We start from the raw sequence: 22,449 nt of genomic DNA on the forward strand, positions 1-22,449 counted from the left end.
CATTGAACAAACTTCTAAACGGGATCTATGTCACCAAGGATATTGCCGCGAACCGACCAACCAAGCTTTTTAACGGGCACTCGGGCACCAAAGTCCGAACGGCTTCATTTGCCAATGCGTCCGGCAAATGAAATAACAGAATTTAGCACCAGAGCAAAGTTCCTTTCGGATAGGTGGCCATTCGTGGCCTGAAAAAGCTTTTTACGAGTTCATCAAGTTTGACGGTTCCGTAATAAAGCGGTAAGCAAAAAGGGCGGCAGAAGTTTCTTCTGCCGCCCTGCCGGTTCCTTGAAGATCAGTGGCTTGGGTATTGAAATTCAGGGTCCTTCCAATAATTGCTCCGGTGTCACGATGGGACCGTATTTTGTCTTCAAGGCAATCAGTCCGTCACGCTGTTCCCGAAGTACGTCGAAGAGCAGTCGAGGAATGTTTTCCTCCTTGCCGTAGGCAGTCGTCTGAAGGTCGTTTCGGGCCAGGATGTTGTCCACATAAAGGGAGAACTGCCGGTCATAGAGATCTTTGGGGTAGGGCTTATGGATCAGGGTTTCAAAAAGTGCCTTCAAGTCTTCATAGCGGGGAATGAACCCGATGGGTGTCTCAATGGCATCCACGTCGCCGTGGGTGCGGCGTTCCAGCCATCCCAGCCAGACCTTGACGTCCTTTTTCTCCCCCAACAATTTCTTGCCGCTGCCGCCACGGGCCTCGTGGGTGAGAAAATAGTTCAGCCCCGCCAAAATCGGCCGTTTACCGTCTTTGATATCGGCACTGTCGAAAAAATCAAACTGGGCTTTCATATAGTCCCCCAGCGCGCCGGGAATGAAGGGTGCATTGGCCCACGGCGCCCGCTTCACACCGGATGCACCCACTTCCGTGGCTGTGGCTGCCGAAACGATGCAGGCACCGATCACCACGCCGTGGTTGGAGTTCTTAGCCGCCCAGACTGGCGGCATGGTGTCGCTGTCCCGACCGCTGTAGGTGATCACCCGGGTTTCCACCCCCTCCGGCGCTTCGGCTTTGTCCGAGTAGTTGGCAAGGACCGATGAGGATATGGTGCAGCGGGCGTTGGGATGGGAGATTTTGACCTCCTTACCGCCGGAATCCGTCAGCCCTTTTTTCCAGGGCCCTTGGAAGTTGCGGCCCCGGGTGGGCAGGGTTTCGCCGTTGCCAGTCCAATGGGGAACGCCGTTTTCATCGATGAGCACGTTGGACCAGATCACTTCTGAACCTGGATTTCTCAGCCAGTCCATCAGCATCGGGTCACCTTCTCCGTTCACATCTTCCACGATGCCGAAGATGCCGCATTCCGGGTTGATGGAGCGCACGCTGCCGTTGTCGTCGATCCACATCTGGGCCAGATCATCGCCCACAAAGTGGTTGCCGGCCATGGCCGTGGTGGTTTTTCCGCAGCCGGACGGCGCAGCACCGGCGACCCAGGTCACGCGGCTCCCGGGGCCTTGGATGCCGGTGATGAACATGTGCTCGGCCAGTTCTCTGCCGTTGCCTTCATAGACGGCCTTGTCCACGGAAAAGCGGTGGTTGCCTTTTTTCAGCAGCAGGGTGTTGCCTGCGTAAGTGCAGTTAAACGAATAGGTGGTACGGTGGCTCCGGTCCATGAATACCCTTGCATTGGGCAGATCTTCGGGCCGGTTGAGCCCCTCGCTGTGGATGTTGGTGTAAAAGTGCCCCAGCCGGTCAACTTCTGGTTCGAAATCCGCAAAAGCGTTGCGGTAGAGGATTTCGGCACTGTGGCAGACATATGCGGAGCTGGTGATCTCGATTGCTGGATTGGAGGCTGCCGCGCCCACGGGACCGCGAATATACAGCCCCACCACCATGGTGGCCCCGCTCATGATGCCGGCCATTTTTTCCCGAACTTCAACCAGGGCATCATCCCTTAGCGTCTTGTTTGCCAGGCTGCTGATCTTCTCATTCGGGTTGGCGATGTAAAAGGTCCGGTCAATGATGCGGCCCTGCTCCTCTTTGAGATCGAAATGGATGGTGTGCCCCTCCATAGCCAGAACCGCCTCTTCCCCCTTGTTCAGGGCAAGCTGTCGGATAAACTGACGATCCGCTTCGGACCCGGTGTTGATAAAAACCCGGGCGGGATCGCACATGGCAATGGCGTTGGCAATTTTGATCAGGATTTCCGGGCGGCTAAGCGTCCGTATGCGAGACAGGTGCTCCTTGTCCAACCGTTTTTCAAACAGGGCCTGAGCCTGTTCGATGTTTTGGATTCCCCCCAACTCCTGGGCAATGTCGATTCCCTCATTTTTTTTCAACATGGAAGTTACCCCTTTTCGACAGTAATAAAGACGTCCTGCACGGTATCGTATCCGGGTCAGTGAGCAGTGAACCCGCCCACCTCCGGTTCAGTCGCTTGTTGCTCGGCGCGCGGCGGTCATGGCTCATTTCACCTCCCGACAATAAGGATGGTGCATGGGTTCACGAGTCGCCCCGTTGACTCTGGCAGCCGATAATTTCTGGCTCCGGCATATGCCGGTCGATCCATTTCATCACTTTGCCAAACTCATCCCGAAACCCCTGCAGCGCCTTACCCCGGTGGCTGACCCGGCTTTTTTCGGCCATGGACAGTTGGGCGAAGGTTTTGTTCAACGGCGGATAGAAGAAAACCGGATCGTAGCCGAAACCGCTGGTGCCGGCAGGCGTATGCGTGATGGTGCCTTCGCAGCGGCCTTCATAGGTCAGCGCCGGTCCGCCAGGCACGGCTATGGAGATCACGCATTCAAACGCCGCCGATCGGTTGGCCTGGTTTCCCAGTTCGGCCAGCAGCTTGAGTCCGCGCTCGGCATCGGTTGCCTCGGGGCCGGCCCAACGGGCGCTGTGGACGCCTGGTGCTCCGTTCAGCGCCTCCACCATCAGACCTGAGTCGTCGGAGAGGGCTGGATAGCCCAGGACCCTGGCAGTAAAGCTGGCCTTTTTGTAAGCATTCTCATCGAAAGTGTCGCCGTCTTCCACCACTTCAGGGATCGGACCGAAATCATCCAGGTCTTTGATGGTAACCGGAAAGGCGTTGAGCAGGTCCCGGATCTCGGCGGTCTTGCCCTTGTTGCGGGTGGCAATGACAAGGATCCTGTTTCTTATCATAATTCCTCTACTCTGGCGGGAATAAACTTGAGTGGAGTAACATAAAACCGGGTAAACATCCAGCAATAATCGGTCGATTCAACAAGTGTGCATAATTTTGACGTGGCGTATGACAACTGTCCAATTGATGGTTATCTTTGAAGAGTAAATATCGGGCTATTCACATCTGCTTCCGAAGGTGGTTCCAGAAGGCAGACTACTGGCCGTTATCGGCTGACCCGAGAAAAACCAAACAATCATGCACCCCGGCACATCGGGGTGTTATGCCCATTAAGGAGGCTGCGCCATGTCCGACAAGAAATCAAATGCCCGTAAATCCGACAGAAAGAAGCAGCTGCACAGCAGTGATCGCGCCGTTGCGGATAACTGCGGCTGTTTCCAAGTGGTCGATGCCTGTGGTTGCCGGGTGGTCGATCCCTGCGGCTGTTATGTAAGTCAGTGCTGCTGTTGATCGGCGGTTTTCTTTAACCACGGTACAGAATAAATCTCGGGGGCCTGTCCATTGGACAGGCCCCCGTTTTCATGTAATTAGGACTGTGCTGCCGGTGGTTTTGCGCTCCTCCAGATCCTGGTGCGCTCGGGCCGCGTCCTCCAGCCGGTAGGTCTGGCCAATTGAAATCGTTACCGCTCCATTTTCCACCACGTTGAACAGATCGCGGGCATGGGCCAGCAAATCGGCCCGTTTGGCCGTGTAGGTCATCAGGCTTGGCCGGGTTAGAAACAAGGATCCTTTTGCCGCCAGCACCCCGATGTCCAGAGATGATACGGCTCCCGATGCCTGACCGAAGGAGACCATCGTCCCCATGGGCTTGAGGCAGTCCAGGGATTTCATGAAAGTGGCCTTGCCCACGCTGTCGTAAACCACGTTTACGCCTCTGCCGCCGGTGACGGCGTTGACCTGCTCGGCAAAATCGACGTCTCCGTAAAGGATCGGGTGGTGGCAGCCATTTTTTTTGGCCAACGCCGCTTTTTCCGCCGATCCCACGGTGCCGATCACCTCGGCGCCCAAGTGACTGGCCCATTGGCAGACGATAGATCCAACGCCACCGGCCGCCGCATGGATCAGGATGCGATCGCCGGCCTTCACGGGATAGCAGCCGTGAAGCAGGTAGCGGGCCGTCATGCCCCGAAGCATCATGCCGGCCGCCTGTCGGGTTTCGATGCTGTCCGGAAGCCGGACCAGTCGATGGGCCGGGATGCAGCGGTCCTGAGCGTAGGCACCCGGTGGGATGCCGGCGTAGGCCACCCGGTCTCCCGGTTTGAATTCAGAGACATCGGCACCCACCGATTCCACAACGCCGGCGCCTTCAAGACCCAATACCGCGGGAAGTGCGGGCAGCGGATAAAGTCCGGTGCGATGATAAATGTCAATATAATTGAGTCCAACGGCCTCCTGGTGCAGCCGTACTTCCCCGGGTTCCGGAGCTCCGGGGTCATGGTCTTCCCAGCGCATGACGGCGGGACCTCCCGTTGCATGAATTCTGACTGCCTTTGACATGGTGACCTCCTTCACGAAAAGGATTGATGCCGATGAGCTTGCTTCCTATGGGGTTGATTGTCGATATCCGTTACCATAAGCATGGGTGGATCAAATCCAATGCCATCGATGCGGTTTGGGATGGGGTTCGCAAGGCAAAAACGCCTAAAGATAGTCCACCCAGGACCAGTGGACCCGTCCATTTGCGGTGTTTCGAGTCAGATACCGCTTCCCGGCTGCAAATTCGATGGCCGCCCGGATTCGTGCCTGCGGGTGATCAAGTTCGCCGGACAGGCGGCGGATCAGCTTTCCTATGGGGTGAGCATCCGCTTTATCTGATTTCTCAGCCGGCCAGTCGCCCTTTTCTTCGATGAGCCGCTTCATCATCATGTCGTATATGACCACGGTGTGCTCCAATCGGACCAGGGGCCAGATCTCTTCGGCGGTGGCCCGCCCTTCTTCGCGGATTCGGCCGATGTCCCCCAGCCATTGGTCGAACTGCCGTTCACCATCGATCACAATGGCGTCCATGGTTTCCGATTGAACGCCGGCCGTACGGATGATGGCGCGATTGGCATGGTATCGCCGCCAATCGTCGGACAAAATCTGCAGATCATATTCATCGACGCGCTCCCGGACATCGGTGCCTGGAAAAGGGGCCAGAATGTGAAAGCCGTGGCTGACTCCCATGGCCTTGAGACGTTCACCGAATGCCAGCGTTTGCCGCAGGGTTGTCTCGGTTTCACCCGGCAGGCCCAGGATGAATGAAGCGTGTGGATCGATGCCGCAATCCCGGCACAGCTGCATCGCATGAACGACCTGTTCAAGGGTGATGCCCTTTTTTATTCGCCTGAGCATTTCGGGACTGCCGGACTCCACGCCGAAGCTGACCGTGGTGCACCCGGCCTGGCGCATCTTATCCAGCATCTGGCGCGAGACCGTGTCCACCCGGGCAAAGGAGGTCCATTTGACCCTCAGCCCGCGGTTTAAAATTTCGTTGCATACCGCCAGGCAGTGATCTGCGTTGGCCGTGAACAGGTCGTCGGCCAGATTGATCTGGTGAAAATCCAAGGTACTCAGATCTTCCATTTCGTCCACCACCCGGACGGGATCGCGATAGCGGACCCGTGCGCCCACCATCTTGCGTCCCACGCAGAAAATGCACTTAAACGGACATCCGCGGCTGGTGGTCATGCTTACCGGCATGCCCAGCGCCCGATAGCGCCCCAAAGGGATCAGGTGACGGGCCGGCGGAGCCAGTTCGTCCAGATCCGCCAGAGGCGGTGAGGCAGTCGCAGCGATCCGGTGGCCGTCACGAAAGGCGATTCCCGGTATCCCCTCCCAGGACGCCTTGGACTCCAGGGCTTTGGTCAGGGCAACAAGGGTATTTTCTCCCTCACCGCACACCACCACATCCACCTGGTCGCAGGACTGCAGAATTTCCGTAGCACAGAAGGTGGCGTGGGGTCCGCCGATCACCGTGGTGATCGACGGATCCAGCGCTTTGACCGATTCGAGTGCTTCCAGGGCATGATCGACGGTCATGGTCACGGCTGTGGCGCCGACCAGTTCCGGGTGAAAATCCCGCAGCATTGATGCCAGCCAATCCCGGCTAAACGGGAACACGACGCAATCCAGGAGTTTGACTCGGTTCCCGGTCCGCTCCAATCCACCGGCCAGGAAAGCCAGGCCCAGGGGCGGAGACGGGGTTTCGGAAATGGGGTAATAGGGGTTGATCAGAAGTACGCGCAAGGTTGAAGGCCCTTTGACGGATGAAAGGCATGAATCAGGTTGGGTTGATGAAATCGGTCAGGATCACCTGGTATAACTCTTCACCGATGGCAATACCCATATCGATGAATTGGGGACCGTAACTCCGTCCGGTTCGGGAGCGGAAGGTCCCGCGGATCTTTTTCAGAAGGGCCATACCTTTGGGGAAATGATCCACAAAAACCTCCAAGGGCGGGTTCACGAAGCCGACCATGTCCCAGACCGTATGGTTGAAGTTGTCCGGCCCCCAGCGGAATTTGTCCGCGTCATACAGGCAGTCGGATATCATGCGGGCCTGGTGGGCCGGCAGGTGTTCCAGGCGGGTAAAGGCTTCGTGGTTGCGAATGGCCGCGCAGACATGGGCGATCTCCTCGGGCACCAGGGGATAGGTCCTCAGGATATCGCGCGCCGTTTCGGCCCCTTTTTCGGCGTGGGACTTCTCTTTGCGACAGATATCGTGCAACAAGCCGGCGCACTGAACCAGCAGCAGGTTCCGCTGGACCAGTTCTTCGGTTTGGCCGGCCAGTCGGCTTTCGATAATGACCAATGTCCCGGCATCCATGGCCACCTTTTCCACGTGACCCATACCGTGGCCGAAGTCGTCGTCGAGACATCCGGCCATGTCTTCACGGAGTCTGATGATAGCGTTGTCGGACTGGTAAAATCGTCGTGATCCCCTGACCTCGGACGGATGGGCACTATAAAAATCAGGCTTGGGATAACGGGCCGCGATCTTGCGGGCGATCTTTCGAATTTCCAGGTAAACAGCGTCCATTGGGAGGCAACCTAACTGTATTTTTGCCGCAACCCTGAAAACAAGCGCCGGTTTCACGGTGGCTGTGAAACCGGCGACGGACGATCATCGTTGCAATGACGGTAGCGACAAATACAGCTTATCAGGGGTTGCCACCATCTTATGGTTGGTTATCCATTCAAAACCGGCTGGCTAACCATCCATGGACAGGCCGTACGGGTTCCCGCAGACCTTCCACTTGCCCTCTTCTTTGATCAGTTCCAGTGTCGCTTCGAATTCATGGGTCTGACCCAGGCGAAACAGAGAGGCCACATAAGCGAAGACCGGATGGACGCAGGTACGGTGCCGACCCTTCAAATGAATGGTGGCGGATTCAGGGTCCTGGGCCAGGGTTTCTGTTTCCACATGGGTGATGGCCTGCTTCATCATCCCGGTGCCAAACCCGCGGGCATTTGCCTCGTCGGTCATGGTTTGAAGGTAGGCGGCGACAACCGGTTCATCCTCATCGCCGGCCAGTTCATTGCAAACATACTTTTCCATATCGGCATCCAGGAGAAAATAAGCCCTGGAAAAGTTGATGGCCGTTCCCGTGGCTGTCTGCTTGCAATCTGCAAAAACAAACGCCACCTGAAGACACACGGCCAGAACCACCACCAGTATCCATGCTGAATTGTTGCTACGGGTTGCCATGCTCAACGCCTCCTTGCAGGATCATCCCGGCACTATGCCAAGGCATCGCCAGGCCCGGGTTACCGTATACGGATGTTAAGGATTTGGGTAAAAAGGTCAGAATCGGCCAATACCATGGATCATGCCATTAAACAAGTCCTATGTGGCCCCGGGTTGGGGAACAATGGTGCTTGACAGCTTTTTCGACCATTAGTATACAACTGATAAAACCATAGAAGTACTTTGATCTGATACGCCCATAGGACTTTGGATCAGCGGCCTTAACCGGGTGCCATTCCACCGCCATGGGCCCGAGAACCGTCGGCAGTCGCTTGAAACGGACCCCTTTTCATCCTCGGCCCCTTGTTTTTAATGGAAAATCAGGCTATCTGAATGCCCCTAAACACCATTCCATTCATTCATGGCATTTTTCCTGTCGCCTTTTTGGAAACCTGATTAAAAAGGGGGAAACCGATGACCACGCACGAAACCATTGAATTCGACGTTCTCTTTGTCGGCGGCGGACCCGCCAATCTGGCCGGCGCTATCCGCCTGATGCAACTGGCTGCGGAAAAAGGCCAGGAACTGGAAGTGGCCCTCATCGACAAGGGTGCCGCCATCGGCTCCCACGCCATCAGCGGGGCGGTGATGAATCCAGCGGCCATCGCCGAGCTTTTCCCGGATTATCTGGCGCAGGGATTCCCCGTGGAGCAGACCGTACGCGGTGACGGTTTCTTTTTTCTCACATCGCAGCGCAGTTTTAAAATGCCGCTGGTGCCACGCCAGATGCACAATGCCGGTTTTCCCATCGTCAGTCTTTCCCGGGTGTGCCGGTGGCTGGGGGACAAGGCCGAGGCCATGGGCATCAATATATTTCCCGGCTTCGACGGTAAAGAGATCCTTATGGCCGACGACGGCATTACGGTGACGGGGGTTCGCACCGGCGACAAAGGGCTGGACAAGGACGGCAAGCCCAAACCCAATTTTGAGCCGGGCATCGACCTGCTGGCCAGGGTCACCGTGCTGGGAGAGGGTGCCCGGGGCAGCCTCATGAAAGCGTTGGCCGAAAAACTGCCCATCCGTTCAGGTCGTCTGCCCGAGGTGTTTGAAACGGGAATCAAGGAAGTGATCCAATTGCCGGAAAACCATTTTTTTAGCGGCAGTGCATTCAACGACATTCATACGATGGGCTTCCCCCTGGATCTGGACACCCCGGGCGGTGGGTTTGTCTATGAAATGGCCAAAAACCGTATCGCCCTGGGTTTTCTGGTCGCCCTTGGCTACGAGAACCCGTCGTTGGACATCTACGACACGTTCATGCGCTTCAAGGGCCACCCGATGATCCGGAACATCATCCGGGGTGGCAAGGTGGTGGAACAGGGGGCTCGCGCCGTGTCCACCGGCGGCTGGTTTTCCATGCCGCGCCTGGCCGTGGACGGTGCCCTGTTCACCGGAAACGGCGCCGCCATGCACAGCACGCCGGCCATCAAAGGCATCCACCTGGCCATGAAGTCGGGAATGCTGGCCGCCGAGACAATCATGGACGCCCTCGTGGCCGGCAACACCAACCGCCGCAGCCTGGATGGCTACGACCAGCGGATCGAAGCCAGCTGGGCCGGTGCAGAGCTTCGGGAAGGCCGCAACTTCGCTCAGGCCCTGGCCAAAAAAGGGCCGCTCAAATGGGTCCACCTGGCCGCCCAGTATATTTCTAAAGGCAAGGGTCTGATCGATCGCCTCTCCGCTATGGACGACGCCACCACACTGACACCTCTGAAAGGCGACGCAGCGGTCACCAGGCCTGACCCAGAGCAATCCAAGCCGGCCAAGGACGATCCGGCCATGGTGGACAAGCTCACCGGCGTCTACCTTTCCGGCACCATTCACCGGGAGGACCAGCCCAGCCATGTCCTCATTCACGACCAGCGGGTGTGCGTGGAGAAATGTTATCCCACCTATGGCAGCCCCTGCACCCGTTTTTGCCCGGGCGATGTCTATGAGTTGGAAACACGTAAAGACGGCAGCGGCATCAAAGGCATCAAGTTGAACTTTACCAACTGCCTGCATTGCAAAACCTGCGAAATCAAGGATCCCTTCCACAATGTCACCTGGACTTGCCCGGAGGGCGGGGAAGGACCCAATTATAAACAGGCTTGACCGGTTCAGGCCATCTCTCAGGAGAACACCAGGCCATGGATAGCAAAAATCGTTATGATGTCATCATTGTCGGTGGCGGTATTATGGGCTCCACCACCGCCTATTACCTGACCCGCAAGGATCCGGCACTGAAAGTGGCCGTCATCGAACGGGATCTGGCCTACACCCAGGCCTCTACCACCCTGTCCATGGTCAACGCCAGGATCCAGTTCTGCCTGAAGCAGAATGTCCAGATTTCCCAGTACGCTTTCGATGTGCTGGAACACTTCGAAGATGACATGACACTGGCCGGCAACCGCCCCAGCATCGCCTACCACCGCGAGGGCAACCTTTTTCTTCATGAAGAACCCGCGGCAGCCGGCGCCAAAGCGTCCATGGCGATGCAAAAGGCGTTGGGTTGTCAGGTCCAGTGGTGGTCACCGGAGGAGATCAAGGCCAATTATCCCCTGTATGCGACCGAGGGGTTCACCGGCGGCACCTTCGGCGCCCAGGACGGCCATTTCGACGCCTACGCCGTGCTCATGGGTTACAAGGCCAATGCCAGGGCCCAGGGAGCCGTCTACATCGAGGACGAGGTAACCGGACTGGTGGTCGACAACCGGCAGATCACCGGCGTAAAGACTGCCGCCGGTGCCACCTATGCATCTGCCGTCGTGGTCAACTGCGCCGGTGCCTGGTGTACTGAATTGGCCGGAACCGCCGGTGTGGACCTGCCCGTGAAGCCGGTCAAGCGCCAGTGCTTTTGCCTGGACACGGCCGTCAAGCCAGACGGCCCGCTGCCCCTGACCGTCCTTCCGTCCGGGCTCTACTTCAGGACGGAAACCGGCGGTATGGTCCTGCTGGGAAAATCCATGGACGACGACCCGGTGGGTTTCAATTTCACCTGGGATCAGAACCGGTTTATGGACCTGTTGTGGCCGGAGCTGGCTGAATTCGTACCGGCTTTTGAACGGCTGAAGCTGGTGCGGGGCTGGGCGGGTCTGTATGCGGTCAATACCCTGGACGACAACGCCATTCTCGGTGAATGGCCTGAAATCAAAGGATTTTACCTGGCCAACGGCTTTTCTGGACACGGCCTCCAGCAGGGTCCGGCGGTGGGTCGCTACATGAGTGAATTAATCCTCGATGATACGCCGACGCTGGATCTGTCGATCTTCAACCCACGGCGCATACTCGAAGGCAAACCTTTGGCGGAGGGGGGGATCGTCTAATGGAAACTCCGATTGCCGGCGATATCGTCCGGGACAAAATCCGTGAAAGCAAGCTGGCCTGCGTGGGACTGGCCTCCATCCGTGAGCTGAACCGGCTGGTGGGGGAAATCGAAGGGGCCTGTGGGCAGCGGTTTATCCGTATGGAGATGGGCATCCCCGGTATGGCCCCGCCGGAGATAGCCGTGGAAGGAGAGATTGCTGCCCTGAAAAGTGGCGTGGGCGCCATCTACCCGCCTTTTGACGGCATCCCCGGCCTGAAGACCGAAATCTCCCGTTTTGTGAAGCAATTTTTGGACGTCGATGTTCAGCCGGCCCACTGCCTTCCCACCGTGGGCGCCATGCAGGGGTGCTTTCTTTCCATGATGATGGCCTGCCGCCGGATCGAGGGAAAGAACGGCATCCTGTTTATCGACCCGGGATTCCCCGTGAACAAGAAGCAGGCCCAGGTGCTGGGGTTGCCCCGGGAGAGTTTCGACGTTTACGATTTCCGGGGGGACCGGCTGCGGGACAAGCTGGAATCTTACCTGTCGTCGAGTCGGATCGGTGCCCTGATGTACTCCAACCCCAACAACCCCGCCTGGATCTGCTTCACGGAAAGAGAGCTGGCCATCATCGGTGAGCTGTGCACCCGCTACGATGTCATCGCCCTGGAGGACCTGGCCTACTTCGGCATGGACTTCAGGCAGGACACCTCCCGGCCGGGGGTGCCGCCCTTCATTCCCACGGTGGCCCGGTATACGGACAACTATATTCTGCTCGTCTCCAGCTCCAAATCCTTCAGCCTGGCCGGTCAGCGAATCGGCATGACGGCCATTTCCGATTGTCTCTTCGAATCCGCCGGCGACGGCCTCGCACGCTGGTTCGGCACCGACCGGTTCGGCTACGCCTATATTTTCGGTGGCATGTATTCCCTGAGCGCCGGCGTGTGTCACACCACCCAGTATGGCCTGGCCAAGCTGCTGGAGGCGGTCAACGACGGCAGGTACGATTTTGTCGCGGCGGTGAGGGAATATGGCCAACGCGCCCGAACAATGAAGCGCCTGTTCACCGATAACGGCTTTTCGCTGGTCTACGACATGGACGAGGATCAGCCGTTGGCCGACGGTTTTTACTTCACCGTTGCCTATCCCGGTTTCACCGGTGTTGAGCTGGTGGAGAAGCTGCTCTACTACGGCATCAGTGCCATCTCGTTGGAAACCACCGGCAGCAGTCGGACCGAAGGCATTCGGGCATGCGTATCGTTAACCGGAAAAGACCGTTTTGGCGAACTGGAAGAACGCCTAAGGTGCTTCGACAACGATCACAAACGGGGCTTGCGGGCTATCGACTAAACGATAGAAGTGAGGGGGCCGATCTTCAACGGGATCAAAGGCGTTGTTTCCACGTTCCATAGCATTTCGATTCCGATTCGATTTCCCCCAGCTTCAACCTTGATGAACTCGTAAAAAGTCTAATTTCCGACGGATTCGTAAAAAGTTCGAGATCGAGGCTTGCAAATCCCGAGGAATGAGGTGTACTTACGGTACTCCGCTGTGACGAGGGATGAAGCGTAACGCATATATCGGACTTTTTACGAATCCGTCAACCTTTCTGCCTTGAGCTTTCAGCTTCTCTGCTTGGCGGTCTTTACAGCCGCCCCTCCTCCACGGCGTGGCAGGCGACAATGACCTTGTTCTCCACGCTTCGTGCCTCAGGGATCTCTTCTATGCAGCGCGGGTTGGCGTAAATGCAACGGCCGTGAAAAACACAGCCGCTGGGCAGGTTGATGGGGGTGGGCACCTCGCCTTTCAGCTTGACGTGACCGCTTTTCTTGCGGCCCAGTTTGGGAATGGCGGAGAGCAGGGCCTGGGTGTAGGGGTGGCGAGGGCTGTCGAAAAGCGTTTTGGCCGGGGAGAGTTCGCACAGGGTGCCCAGGTACATCACCGCCACCCGGCTGCTGATGTGCTCCACCACCGACAGGTCATGGGTTATGAACATATAGGTGAGTCCCCGCTGGGCCTGGGCGTCCATGAGCAGGTTGAGGATCTGGGCCTGGATAGAGACGTCCAGCGCCGACACGGGCTCGTCGGCCACGATGAACTCGGGATCCACCATCAGGGCCCGCGCGATGCTGATGCGTTGACGCTGCCCGCCGGAAAATTCGTGGGGGTATCGACTGGCCCATTTGGGGTCGACGCCGACCTGGGACATGACCTCCGCCACCCGGTCTTTCACCTGGACCGCCGAAATGGACGGATTATGAAATACCACCGGCTCTTCCAGGGTTTGCATGACTGTTTTTCGAGGGTTCAGGGAGGCGTAAGGATCCTGGAAAATCATCTGCATTTTACGGCGAAAGGGCAGCATCTGCTGGGCGTTCTTGTTGTCGATGCGCGTTCCGCGATATAAAATCTCGCCGCTGTTGGGCGGGTAGATGCCCAGGGTGGTGCGGGCCAGGGTCGACTTGCCGCAGCCGCTCTCGCCCACCACGCTGAAGGTCTCGCCGGGGGCGATGGTGAAGCTCACGTTGTTCACCGCCTTGACGGTGGTGCGCTGGTTTATGATTTTGCCCTTTTCAAATCGCAGCCGGTCCAGCAGGCCTCCGGAAATATCGAAATGCTTGACCACCTGTTTGAGGGCCAGCAGGCCGTTTTCATCACTTTTCATCGGTTTGGGTTGCTCGGTCGTCATCTTGTTCCCATGTTGGGGTCGGGTTTTACCATGTGGCAGGCCACCATTCGCGTCATGTGGTCCACTGGAATAAATGGTGGTTCCTGGTCCCGGCAGATGGCCTCGCAAAGTGGGCATCTGGGGTTGAAGGCGCATCCCGGCGGGATGTCGGTCAGTGTGGGCATCATCCCGGGGATCTGGTTCAGACGGGCGCCGGGCTGCAGGCTGCCGGGTAGGGCTTTGATCAATCCTTGCGTATAAGGATGTTTCGGGTCGTTGACCACCCGGTCGGTCAGGCCCGATTCCACGATTTTGCCGGCGTACATGACGGCGATCTTTTCGGTCACCTGGGATACCACCGCCAGGTCGTGGGTGATCAGGATCAACCCCGTATCCTCCGACTCGCACAGTTGCTGCAACAGATCCATGATTTCGGCCTGGATGGTCACGTCCAATGCTGTTGTGGGTTCGTCGGCGACAATGATTTCCGGGTCGGTGACCAGGGCGATGGCGATGACGATGCGCTGGCGCATGCCGCCGGAAAATTCGTGGGGGTACTGGGCCAGACGTTTTTCCGGCGAGGGAATCTGCACCTTTTTCAGCTTTTTCAGGGAGATGGCCTCCGCCTCGGCCCGGGTGATGCTGCGGTGGGCCAACAGGGTCTCCACCATCTGGGTGCCGATGGTCAGCACCGGGTTGAGGGTCATCATGGGATCCTGAAAGATCATGCTGATCTGATTGCCCCGGATCTCCCGCATGGCTTCTTCGGAGAGTGCCGCCAGATCCCGACCGTTGAATACCACCCGGCCGCCGGAGATGAATCCCGGCTTGCTGATCAGGTTGATGATGGCAAAACCGGTGACCGATTTGCCGGCCCCGCTTTCACCGACCAGCCCCATGCGCTCGCCCTTGTCCAGGTTGAAGCTGATGCCGTTGATGGCGGTCAGATCGCCTTGCCGCAGGCCGAATTTGACTTCGAGGTCGTTGACTTCCAGTAAGTGTGACATAAAAACCTAACCCGGATGAATCGGTGCCGTTGAAAAGGCGTACGCCGCAAACAACAAATCGCAAACACCAAATTTCAAATAAATTCCAAAATACAATATCCAAATCTCAAATAAGGATCAAAAACGAACAGTTGATCGTCTTTTTGTTTTCTGACATAAAAACCGCGAATTTCAGGATTAAGATACTACAACCGGGTGGATTACCCTTTATACAACTTGGGATTGAGCACATCCCTCAACCAATCCCCGAGCAGATTGATCACCAGCACCAGCAGCACCAGGAATATTCCCGGAAACAGGGTAATCCACCAGGATCCGGAAAAGATGTACTCGAAACCGGACCGGATCAAGGATCCTAAAGAGGGCTTGGTCACCGGCATACCCAAACCTAAAAAGGAGAGGGCCGCCTCGCTCATGATGGCGTTGGCCACCTGGATGGTGGAGATGACCAATACAGAGGTCATTGTATTGGGCAGCACGTGGCGAAACATAATCCGCCAGCGGTTCAACCCGATTACCCGTGCGGCCTCCACGTATTCCTTGTTCTTTTCACCCATGACCGATGCCCGCACCGTTCGGGCATACACCGGCCACTCCGCCAAACCGATGATGACGATCAGCAGGGGAACAGCCAGGTCTTCGTAGCGGCCGATGCCGAAGGCCAGTTGAAAGATGGCGCTGATGAAAATGGCCACCATGAGGTAGGGAAAGGAGAGCTGGATGTCGGCGATGCGCATGAGCACGGCGTCGATCTTGCCCCCCAGATAGCCGGCCAGCAGGCCGACGACCACGCCGAGGAATCCCTGCAGGACCGCCGCCCCGAAGCCGATGAGAATGGACAGCCGCAGGCCGTAGATCATGGTGCTGAGCAGGTCGCGCCCCTGGATGTCGGTGCCCAGCAGGAAGGCCGCCTCACCGTCTTGTGTCCAGGACGGCGGCAATTCCGAGTTCATGATGTCGACATTGGCCGGATCATAGGGATCGTAGGGCGAGACCACCGGTGCCAGCAGGCCGGTAGCCAGCAGTACCAGCAGGACCGCCAGGCTGAAGATGGCGGTTTTGTCCTGTTTGAAACTGAACAGCAGATAGGATGCCTTGAATCGTTGCCAGGTTCGGTTCATTATCTTCCCGCAATCCGGATGGTGGGATTCACCAGCCCGTAAATGATATCCACCACCGTGTTGACCACCACGAAAATGGCCCCCACCACCATCAGGTAGGCCACCAGCAAGGAGATGTCGGAGCGCTCCACGGCCTCCAGAAACATGAAACCCATTCCTTGCCATTGAAAAACCGTTTCGGTAAGGATGGTAAAGGCGAACATGATGCCGATCTGGACGCCGAACACGGTGATCACCGGCAGCAGGGTGTTCTTGAAGGCGTGGATAAACCAGATGCGTTTGCGATGCAGGCCCTTGGCCCAGGCAAACTTGATGTATTCGGTCTCAAGGACCTCCATCATCTCCGACCGGATCAGACGGATGAACAGGGGCAGCATGATCGAGGCCAGGGAAAAGCAGGGCAGGATCAGGTGCATGATGCCGTCGACGGTGAAAAAGCCGCTGTCCCACCCGCCCAGACTGACGGTCTCCCCACGTCCGTAGGAGGGCAGCCAGTTCAGCTCAACGGAGAAGATATAGATCAGGACGATGGCGGTGAGAAACACCGGCACCGACACCCCCAAGGTCGAAAAGGCCATGGTGAATCGGGATAAGGCGCTGCGCGGATAGATCGCCGAGAAGACACCGATGGGCAGGGAGATGAAGATGATGATCAGCGCCGCACCGAGAACCAGCTCGAGGGTGGCCGGGGCCTTGGCGGCAATGACCGCAAGGGCCGGCTTCTTATGGAAAAAAGACATGCCCAGATCCCCGTGGGCCGCATTTTTCGCGAACCGAAGGTACTGGGTAATAAACGGATCGTTGAGTCCCAGTTTATCCCGCAGCAACTCTCGTTCGGCCGGTGTAACTCGCTCGCCCACCAGGTCCCGGACTGGATCGCCGATCTCGTTTTTGATGGAAAACCCAACCAGGCTGATGATCAGCATGACGAAGAGGGCCTGGGTGACTCGCCGGATGACGAAGGCAAACATAGATTACGTTCCCTTAACCTTAGGGTATTCAGCGAAACGGCATTTTGCGGCCCAGGCCAGCGTTCTCGGGTTTTCGCAATCCTCGACATAGCGCTGCTACGCCTGCGGGTTCAAAAACCCTGCGGCCTTGGCCTGAACCACAATCTACCATTTCCTGTGTAGTAATCATCAAAGCTATAGGAGGGCCGTGTTGATTATTCTCCGTGCGTCCTCCAATTGTGGTTGTTCAGGTTTTTCCATTTGGCTACTTAACCACGATGTCTCCAAAATAGGGAAAATTCATGGTGTTGATAATCGGCGCCACCTCCACATTTGCCTTGGCGCCGTAGGAGTGGTTCTGCCAGTGGAAAGGCACGAATGCCGCATCGTCATAGAGGATCTGCTCGATCTGCTGCAGCATCGCGCCACGCTTGTTCAGGTCGGTTTCACTCTGGGCCGCCAGGGTCAGCCGGTCCACTTCCGGATTGCAGTAGTTGCCGCTGTTGTACTGGCCGTACCCGGTTTCCTTGTTGGGGCACATCATCAGGAATTCGGAAAAGTTGCCCGAATCCTCCGTGTCCGAATGCCAGCCGATCAATTGCATGTCGGCCACCTGGTCGTCGAATTCATCCCAGTACTGGGCCTTGGGCATGGTCTTCAGGTTGACTTTGATGTTGATCTTGGCCAGCATGCCCACCACGGCTTCGGCGATCTTCTCGTCGTTGACGTAGCGGTTGTTGGGGGCGATCATGGTACATTCGAAGCCGCCGGCAAACCCGGCTTCCGCCATCAGGGCCTTGGCCTTTTTCAGGTCGTAGCGTGGCACGTAGTTGGGATTGTATCCGGCATAACCCTTGGGGCTCTGCTGGCCGGCGGGGGTGGCGGTGCCCTTCATGATTTTTTTGACGATACCGTCATTGTTGATGGCGTGAACAATGGCCTGGCGGACCTTGGCCACCCGGAATTCAGGGCGGCGCTTCTGGTTGAGCTGCACGGTGATGATGCGGCCGCCGGGATAGGTGAACAGGTTCACCTTGGGGTCACGTTCGATGCGTTTGAAATCCTGGGGGGGCACCGGGGAGATGAAGTCCACGTCACCGGAAAGCAGGGCCGCCACGCGCGTGGCGTCTTCCTTGATGGGGGACATCACCAATTGGTCCACATTGCCCGGAGAGGCGGTGTCCCAGTAGTCGGAAAAGCGTTCAAGAACCAGCTTCACGCCTTGTTCCCGTTCGGCGACCGTGTACGGGCCAGTGCCGGATTCGTTGGCCAGGGCGAAGGAGGGGCCGATCTTGACGATGGCATCCTTGGGCTGCCCGGAGGCGTCGGTGCCGGTGTAGAACTGACTGTCCATGGGAAAGATGTAGGTGCACATTCTCAGCAGCAGGGCATAGGGTTTTTTGGTTTTGATGTCGATGGTATAATCATCAACGATGGCGGGTTCGGTAAAGAGCTCGAAAAGACCCTTGAAATCCACACTCTTTTTCAGCCGCTCCAGGGTGAACTTGACGTCTTTGGCCGTAAAGGTGTTGCCGCTGTGAAACTTGACGCCCTCTCGCAGGTAAAAGCGCATGGTTAACTCGTCGATGCGCTCCCAGCGGGTGGCCAGCCGCGGTTCGATGGACATGTCCTGGGCATAACGGACCAGCGGATCGAAGACCCAGTGGGAATATTGCAGCATGCCGCCGGAAAGCTGCACGTGGGGGTCCAGGGATACCGGGTCGGCATCCAGCCCCACTTTCAGGGTAGTGGCACCGGCAAGGGTCCCGAAGCCAAAAAGTACGGCAAGGGTCAGGGTTACTGCAAGACATTTTTTCATTGAGCTCCTCCTCCTGGTTGTTGTGATTATGGCAACCGTGCACCGGGTAATGCCTGCGGTTGGCCGTTATTCGGGCACACTTTTTTTATGCATTCGATCTGCCTCTGATCATCAGGTGGAACGCGGCCGATCATCGCCTGTGATCACGGCCATGGCTGCCGGATCGGGACGGTCCATATAAGCGGTGAATGCCTCAGCACATCCGTAGGATCTGAATAGCTGTGTGAAGTAACGGATCAGACTGTCGGGATAGTTCTTTTTCAGCTGTGGGTCGATGGCACTGCGGCACAACCGGGTTTCTTTTCTGAAAAGATCGATCATGGACGGTGAATCCGAGGAAAATCCCTGAAGGTTGACCTGTTCGCTGGTGGAATCGTAATTGTGGCTTTTCTTACCAAAAAAAAACACCTTCGGATCGTCGTGGTCGTCGCCCTGGATCATGTAGTCAAACCAGGGACAGCGTTCCATGATCCAGGTGCGGTGCTGATCCGGATTGGCCTGAATGGCGGCGGCGGCATTGGCGAAAAAACGCAGTGCCAGTTCGGGTTGATTCCCCTGATCCGCATCCAAGACCTTTTTAACGTATTCTTCCAGGCAATGCCGGCAGATATAGGTTTCGAACCGTGTCCCTGCGTCACAGCTCATTTGAAAAATTGCCTTGCGTTCCTTGAACAGTGCGCGGGTAAAAGCATGGTAGAAGCTTTTATCCGGCGGATCACTTTCGTTTGTGTCGGTCTTGGGGCCCAAATAGAGTTCATTAGGCATGAACAGGACCGATGGTGCTTTTTTCACCAGTATCTTGGTGCCTCCCATGCGCTCCATGGGAGAAAGCAGCAGTCTAACGTGGATGTCATCGAACAGCGAGAGGGTATTTCCCTGTATTTTGCGTTTCCGGTTATTTTCCAAGATTTCGGGAATGTCCGGCTCGTCCAAGGCCTGGTAGTCATATCCGGCCAAGACCGTGTTGATCTCTTCGATGGAATGGTTCAGGGCCAGCATAATGGAAGCGATCTTATCCTTGCCTGGCCGGTTGATGTTGTCGTTAATCAGCTTGGTCAGGTAGGTGTGTGAAATCCCGGAGGTTTTGCTGATGGTGTTCAGCTTGAGACCACTATCTCCGATGATGCCGCGGATGATGTTTTCAAAAATACGCATGATTGATAGGAAACATAACGGGTTGCCGCGCGTTGGCAACGGTGAAACGGATATATAATCAAATTGCATTGAAGATGCAATAATTTTTTAATTCAAGTTGGAACGAAAATAAAACAAGAGTGGGAAAGATAAAAAAAAGCTAAAGTTGCGTCAGGACGGTGCCGATGATGATTTTACAGCGGCACATCGGGGGATTGCCGCTGAATAGCGTTACCTCTTCTTCTTTCATCCAACTCCTTCTGCCTGCGGGGCGGTCCATTGACCGCCCCGTCCTTTTTGGGGCCAAGCGCTTGTCCCCACGCCGGCTACAGGTCTCCTTTTGCTCTAACCAGGGTATAGAGCAACTGGATGGGTTTTCCCGGTCGTCCGGGTTTTTTATCGATAATCACCTTCCAGGAGGAATGTTCTTCCAGTTTCCACATCATCTCGTGAATCTTTGCCAGAGCACCCTCGGCATCCCCACCGATGGTGTTGATGGTTTCGGATTCTTGAAAAGAGACATTCTCGTTTTCATTCGTGCCGGGGCCAAGACCCACCAGAACGGATCCCTCCCCGATATCCACCAGGGCGCGGTTGATCGCCGCCGACAAGCGGGGCGCGATGGGCGACAGTTCCATGTGAATCAGTTTTGATAGTTCATACGGGGTCATCTCAGGTCAAACTCCTATCGATTTTTTTATGGGTAGCCCAGTTATAGTATGGCCAGCAGACCATAGATATCCTCCTTGCGGGAATAAAAATCGGACATGATGCGGTTTACCTTCTCTTCTGGCAGGCCAAGTTGGTCGCAAACCCGATCATAGTGGCCGTATTGGCCACAGAACAGCTCTCCGTTAAGGTCGGACATCGAACACATGCTGTCGGCCAGGTAGACCATTGCGACTGCTTTAGAAATGTCGGTCACCTCGTCTGTCAGGTGGTGGTTTTGAATGGTGCCGGCCAGCGCTTCGCTGAAGTTCCACTTCTCGGCGATTCGCCCTCCGAGATGGGCATGATCGATGCCCAGTACCTGGCGTTCGGCCGCAACCAGACTCAGGCTGTCGATCTCCATGGCCTTGCGAATCGTTGCCATGGCTTCACCCATGTGTCGGTCCAGGACGATGACGCCGATGTCCTTGAGCAGCGCAGCCGTGAACACGGTGTGCTTTTCCGGGGCCTCTATGGTTTCAGCAATGGCGCTGGCCATGAGGGCGCAGGAGACGGACTGCTTCCACAGCTGGCCCTCCTCAAGGCCGTACCCCTGGTGGGCGGATTTCAGCGGTTTGGTTACACTGTTGAGCAGCACGATTTCAACCACCCGTTTCAATCCCAAAAGAACCACGGCATCATGCACGGAGTCTACTTTTTTCTTGAACCCGAAGGCAGCTGAATTAGCCAGTTTGAGCAAGTTTGCGGTTACCAACGGTTCATAAAGGATCAGCTCCGTAATCTCAGAGACGGGAACCTCCGGGTCGTCAACCAGATCCATGAGTTGATGAACCACCTGGGGTACCGGTTCAATCCTTTCGCTTTCCTTCAGTAATTGATCCAGTGACAGCATAGCGCGTTCTCCTTTACCTTAACCTCTACCTTTTTTTGACCACGAGTTCAAGCCAATCAAGATTATGACCATTCGCGTTCATGCTGCTCAACCGCCGTGAGCACAGGACATGAAGCAGTCGATCGTGATAGTCGTATACCCCCATATTCTCCTGACTGCGTTATTATTGAAGCAGATAAAAACGGTCTTATTGTTATTTTATAATGGTTTGGACACGAGGCGTGACGCTCATGATCGACAATACACCCTACATTATAGTGGACAACCGGAAAATCGCCCCTCTCCGGCGGTCGTCCAATCCGGATCCGGCATCTGCTGAGAGGCCCAATCGGAAGGACCAACCCTTCGGGGTTGTCGACCGGGTCACCATTTCCGGTGAGGCAATGGAAAAATGCCGGCAGCTGCAACGTATGGGTCAACAATAGCATTATTTACGCATCTTGTTTTCCTGACCCCCCCCATGATACCTTTTGATGGATGGTTATGCACCTGTGCAAAGACTCCAATAGGTGGGCGGGAAGCGATGAAGATTGTACTCGATCTCAAGCGTCATTGCATCGAAACGGAAATGAAGCGTTGCACGAATGCCGCTATTTCCCGATATTTCAAGGCGGATTCGGAGAAAACCGACCTGGAATATGAAATTGCGCTGCTTCAGCTGGCACATCGGGCGTTTGATTTTCTGCAGCTGAGAAGTCGTTGACCGGCACTTTCCGGTGGCAGTGGAATCCGTGTTTTCCTGACCCGGGATGCGGCTGGCCAACCCAATTTCCGTTTTGAAAGCATCTGCATCACCCCGCCCGCAAACCAGAAAGGATAATTTGGCCGACAAATCCCGGTGATTGCGACCCCACAGAGGTGCATCAGGCCGAGCCTTGGAGAGTCATTACAGGCATCTTATGGTGGCGATTGACCAATTCCGCTTTCCCGACAAGTTGTCCCGTAGCCTGTTTTGCAATGTGGCTGTTGGTTCAGGACGGATAGCGGGCAGGTCAGTAGGCAACCCTTTCAGGTAAAAATTGCCGGATCATCGAATTAATCAGGATTGGAATTATTTAATAGTCTAAT

General features: G+C 56.4%; 20 protein-coding genes. 6 read left to right on the plus strand and 14 right to left on the minus strand.

Features of this window, described 5'->3' with window-relative positions; genetic code table 11:
* Nucleotides 1-317: 317 nt before the first annotated feature.
* Together QNK41_RS11425 and QNK41_RS11430 are read right to left on the minus strand one after the other, a co-directional pair.
* Nucleotides 318-2,282, minus strand: coding sequence for a phosphoenolpyruvate carboxykinase (GTP) (locus tag QNK41_RS11425; protein ID WP_319256854.1), 1,965 nt, complete (start codon nt 2,280-2,282; stop codon nt 318-320).
* Between the two features lie 160 nt (nt 2,283-2,442).
* Nucleotides 2,443-3,105 (minus strand): XTP/dITP diphosphatase, encoded by a 663-nt coding sequence (locus QNK41_RS11430; protein WP_319256856.1) that lies wholly within the window; start codon nt 3,103-3,105, stop codon nt 2,443-2,445.
* 286 nt (nt 3,106-3,391) lie between these two features.
* Between QNK41_RS11430 and QNK41_RS11435 the strand changes: the two genes are divergently transcribed.
* The gene (locus tag QNK41_RS11435) at nt 3,392-3,556 is read left to right on the plus strand and encodes a hypothetical protein (protein ID WP_319256858.1); all 165 of its coding nucleotides are present in this window, start codon (nt 3,392-3,394) and stop codon (nt 3,554-3,556) included.
* 69 nt (nt 3,557-3,625) lie between these two features.
* Here QNK41_RS11435 and QNK41_RS11440 read toward each other — a convergent pair whose 3' ends face one another.
* The 4 genes from QNK41_RS11440 to QNK41_RS11455 all read right to left on the minus strand — a co-directional run bounded on the left by QNK41_RS11440 (nt 3,626) and on the right by QNK41_RS11455 (nt 7,796).
* On the minus strand, nt 3,626-4,603 hold the full coding sequence (locus QNK41_RS11440; RefSeq protein WP_319256860.1) for a quinone oxidoreductase: 978 nt from the start codon (nt 4,601-4,603) through the stop codon (nt 3,626-3,628).
* 144 nt (nt 4,604-4,747) lie between these two features.
* Nucleotides 4,748-6,334 (minus strand): B12-binding domain-containing radical SAM protein, encoded by a 1,587-nt coding sequence (locus QNK41_RS11445; RefSeq protein ID WP_319256862.1) that lies wholly within the window; start codon nt 6,332-6,334, stop codon nt 4,748-4,750.
* 34 nt (nt 6,335-6,368) lie between these two features.
* Entirely contained in the window at nt 6,369-7,127 is a 759-nt protein-coding gene (locus tag QNK41_RS11450; RefSeq protein WP_319256864.1) for an HD domain-containing protein, read from the minus strand.
* A gap of 171 nt (nt 7,128-7,298) precedes the next feature.
* Complete coding sequence (locus QNK41_RS11455) at nt 7,299-7,796, minus strand: hypothetical protein (RefSeq protein WP_319256867.1); 498 nt, start codon at nt 7,794-7,796, stop codon at nt 7,299-7,301.
* Between the two features lie 453 nt (nt 7,797-8,249).
* On the opposite strand from QNK41_RS11455, the gene QNK41_RS11460 reads away from it, so the two are divergent.
* From QNK41_RS11460 to QNK41_RS11470, 3 genes are read left to right on the plus strand one after another with little or no spacing between them, the layout of a single operon-like run.
* Nucleotides 8,250-9,929 (plus strand): electron transfer flavoprotein-ubiquinone oxidoreductase, encoded by a 1,680-nt coding sequence (locus QNK41_RS11460; protein WP_319256869.1) that lies wholly within the window; start codon nt 8,250-8,252, stop codon nt 9,927-9,929.
* A 35-nt stretch (nt 9,930-9,964) separates the two neighbouring features.
* A complete protein-coding gene (locus QNK41_RS11465; RefSeq protein WP_319256871.1) occupies nt 9,965-11,140 on the plus strand; it encodes an FAD-binding oxidoreductase in 1,176 nt (391 codons plus the stop codon).
* The gene (locus QNK41_RS11470) at nt 11,140-12,471 is read left to right on the plus strand and encodes a pyridoxal phosphate-dependent aminotransferase (protein WP_319256873.1); all 1,332 of its coding nucleotides are present in this window, start codon (nt 11,140-11,142) and stop codon (nt 12,469-12,471) included. Before QNK41_RS11465 ends, QNK41_RS11470 begins: the two co-directional genes overlap by 1 nt.
* Nucleotides 12,472-12,766: 295 nt before the next feature.
* Here QNK41_RS11470 and QNK41_RS11475 read toward each other — a convergent pair whose 3' ends face one another.
* From QNK41_RS11475 to QNK41_RS11510, 8 genes are all read right to left on the minus strand, one after another.
* Complete coding sequence (locus QNK41_RS11475) at nt 12,767-13,810, minus strand: oligopeptide/dipeptide ABC transporter ATP-binding protein (RefSeq protein ID WP_319256875.1); 1,044 nt, start codon at nt 13,808-13,810, stop codon at nt 12,767-12,769.
* Nucleotides 13,807-14,796 (minus strand): ABC transporter ATP-binding protein, encoded by a 990-nt coding sequence (locus QNK41_RS11480; RefSeq protein ID WP_319256878.1) that lies wholly within the window; start codon nt 14,794-14,796, stop codon nt 13,807-13,809. Before QNK41_RS11480 ends, QNK41_RS11475 begins: the two co-directional genes overlap by 4 nt.
* Before the next feature lie 200 nt (nt 14,797-14,996).
* Nucleotides 14,997-15,917: an ABC transporter permease gene (locus QNK41_RS11485; protein WP_319256880.1), complete on the minus strand. Its 921-nt coding sequence runs from the start codon at nt 15,915-15,917 to the stop codon at nt 14,997-14,999.
* On the minus strand, nt 15,917-16,888 hold the full coding sequence (locus QNK41_RS11490) for an ABC transporter permease (protein WP_319256882.1): 972 nt from the start codon (nt 16,886-16,888) through the stop codon (nt 15,917-15,919). Before QNK41_RS11490 ends, QNK41_RS11485 begins: the two co-directional genes overlap by 1 nt.
* Before the next feature lie 244 nt (nt 16,889-17,132).
* Nucleotides 17,133-18,686 (minus strand): ABC transporter substrate-binding protein, encoded by a 1,554-nt coding sequence (locus QNK41_RS11495; protein ID WP_319256884.1) that lies wholly within the window; start codon nt 18,684-18,686, stop codon nt 17,133-17,135.
* Nucleotides 18,687-18,797: 111 nt separating this feature from the next.
* Entirely contained in the window at nt 18,798-19,841 is a 1,044-nt protein-coding gene (locus QNK41_RS11500; RefSeq protein WP_319256887.1) for a hypothetical protein, read from the minus strand.
* A gap of 305 nt (nt 19,842-20,146) precedes the next feature.
* Nucleotides 20,147-20,491 (minus strand): hypothetical protein, encoded by a 345-nt coding sequence (locus tag QNK41_RS11505; protein WP_319256889.1) that lies wholly within the window; start codon nt 20,489-20,491, stop codon nt 20,147-20,149.
* Nucleotides 20,492-20,532: 41 nt separating this feature from the next.
* Nucleotides 20,533-21,381, minus strand: a complete 849-nt coding sequence (locus QNK41_RS11510) for an HDOD domain-containing protein (RefSeq protein WP_319256891.1) — start codon at nt 21,379-21,381, stop codon at nt 20,533-20,535.
* Between the two features lie 230 nt (nt 21,382-21,611).
* Between QNK41_RS11510 and QNK41_RS11515 the strand changes: the two genes are divergently transcribed.
* Together QNK41_RS11515 and QNK41_RS11520 are read left to right on the plus strand one after the other, a co-directional pair.
* Nucleotides 21,612-21,806, plus strand: a complete 195-nt coding sequence (locus tag QNK41_RS11515) for a hypothetical protein (RefSeq protein ID WP_319256894.1) — start codon at nt 21,612-21,614, stop codon at nt 21,804-21,806.
* A 98-nt stretch (nt 21,807-21,904) separates the two neighbouring features.
* A complete protein-coding gene (locus QNK41_RS11520; protein WP_319256896.1) occupies nt 21,905-22,084 on the plus strand; it encodes a hypothetical protein in 180 nt (59 codons plus the stop codon).
* Nucleotides 22,085-22,449 lie beyond the last annotated feature (365 nt).

Source organism: Desulfosarcina sp. (assembly GCF_033791525.1).
Taxonomy (GTDB): domain Bacteria; phylum Desulfobacterota; class Desulfobacteria; order Desulfobacterales; family Desulfosarcinaceae; genus Desulfosarcina.

Coding starts and splice junctions, on each gene's coding strand:
- QNK41_RS11425 (WP_319256854.1), bottom strand. CDS start 2,282: ATGTTGAAAAAAAATGAGGGAATCGACATTGCCCAGGAGTTGGGGGGA.
- QNK41_RS11430 (WP_319256856.1), bottom strand. CDS start 3,105: ATGATAAGAAACAGGATCCTTGTCATTGCCACCCGCAACAAGGGCAAG.
- QNK41_RS11435 (WP_319256858.1), top strand. CDS start 3,392: ATGTCCGACAAGAAATCAAATGCCCGTAAATCCGACAGAAAGAAGCAG.
- QNK41_RS11440 (WP_319256860.1), bottom strand. CDS start 4,603: ATGTCAAAGGCAGTCAGAATTCATGCAACGGGAGGTCCCGCCGTCATG.
- QNK41_RS11450 (WP_319256864.1), bottom strand. CDS start 7,127: ATGGACGCTGTTTACCTGGAAATTCGAAAGATCGCCCGCAAGATCGCG.
- QNK41_RS11455 (WP_319256867.1), bottom strand. CDS start 7,796: ATGGCAACCCGTAGCAACAATTCAGCATGGATACTGGTGGTGGTTCTG.
- QNK41_RS11460 (WP_319256869.1), top strand. CDS start 8,250: ATGACCACGCACGAAACCATTGAATTCGACGTTCTCTTTGTCGGCGGC.
- QNK41_RS11465 (WP_319256871.1), top strand. CDS start 9,965: ATGGATAGCAAAAATCGTTATGATGTCATCATTGTCGGTGGCGGTATT.
- QNK41_RS11470 (WP_319256873.1), top strand. CDS start 11,140: ATGGAAACTCCGATTGCCGGCGATATCGTCCGGGACAAAATCCGTGAA.
- QNK41_RS11475 (WP_319256875.1), bottom strand. CDS start 13,810: ATGACGACCGAGCAACCCAAACCGATGAAAAGTGATGAAAACGGCCTG.
- QNK41_RS11480 (WP_319256878.1), bottom strand. CDS start 14,796: ATGTCACACTTACTGGAAGTCAACGACCTCGAAGTCAAATTCGGCCTG.
- QNK41_RS11485 (WP_319256880.1), bottom strand. CDS start 15,917: ATGAACCGAACCTGGCAACGATTCAAGGCATCCTATCTGCTGTTCAGT.
- QNK41_RS11490 (WP_319256882.1), bottom strand. CDS start 16,888: ATGTTTGCCTTCGTCATCCGGCGAGTCACCCAGGCCCTCTTCGTCATG.
- QNK41_RS11495 (WP_319256884.1), bottom strand. CDS start 18,686: ATGAAAAAATGTCTTGCAGTAACCCTGACCCTTGCCGTACTTTTTGGC.
- QNK41_RS11500 (WP_319256887.1), bottom strand. CDS start 19,841: ATGCGTATTTTTGAAAACATCATCCGCGGCATCATCGGAGATAGTGGT.
- QNK41_RS11505 (WP_319256889.1), bottom strand. CDS start 20,491: ATGACCCCGTATGAACTATCAAAACTGATTCACATGGAACTGTCGCCC.
- QNK41_RS11510 (WP_319256891.1), bottom strand. CDS start 21,381: ATGCTGTCACTGGATCAATTACTGAAGGAAAGCGAAAGGATTGAACCG.
- QNK41_RS11515 (WP_319256894.1), top strand. CDS start 21,612: ATGATCGACAATACACCCTACATTATAGTGGACAACCGGAAAATCGCC.
- QNK41_RS11520 (WP_319256896.1), top strand. CDS start 21,905: ATGAAGATTGTACTCGATCTCAAGCGTCATTGCATCGAAACGGAAATG.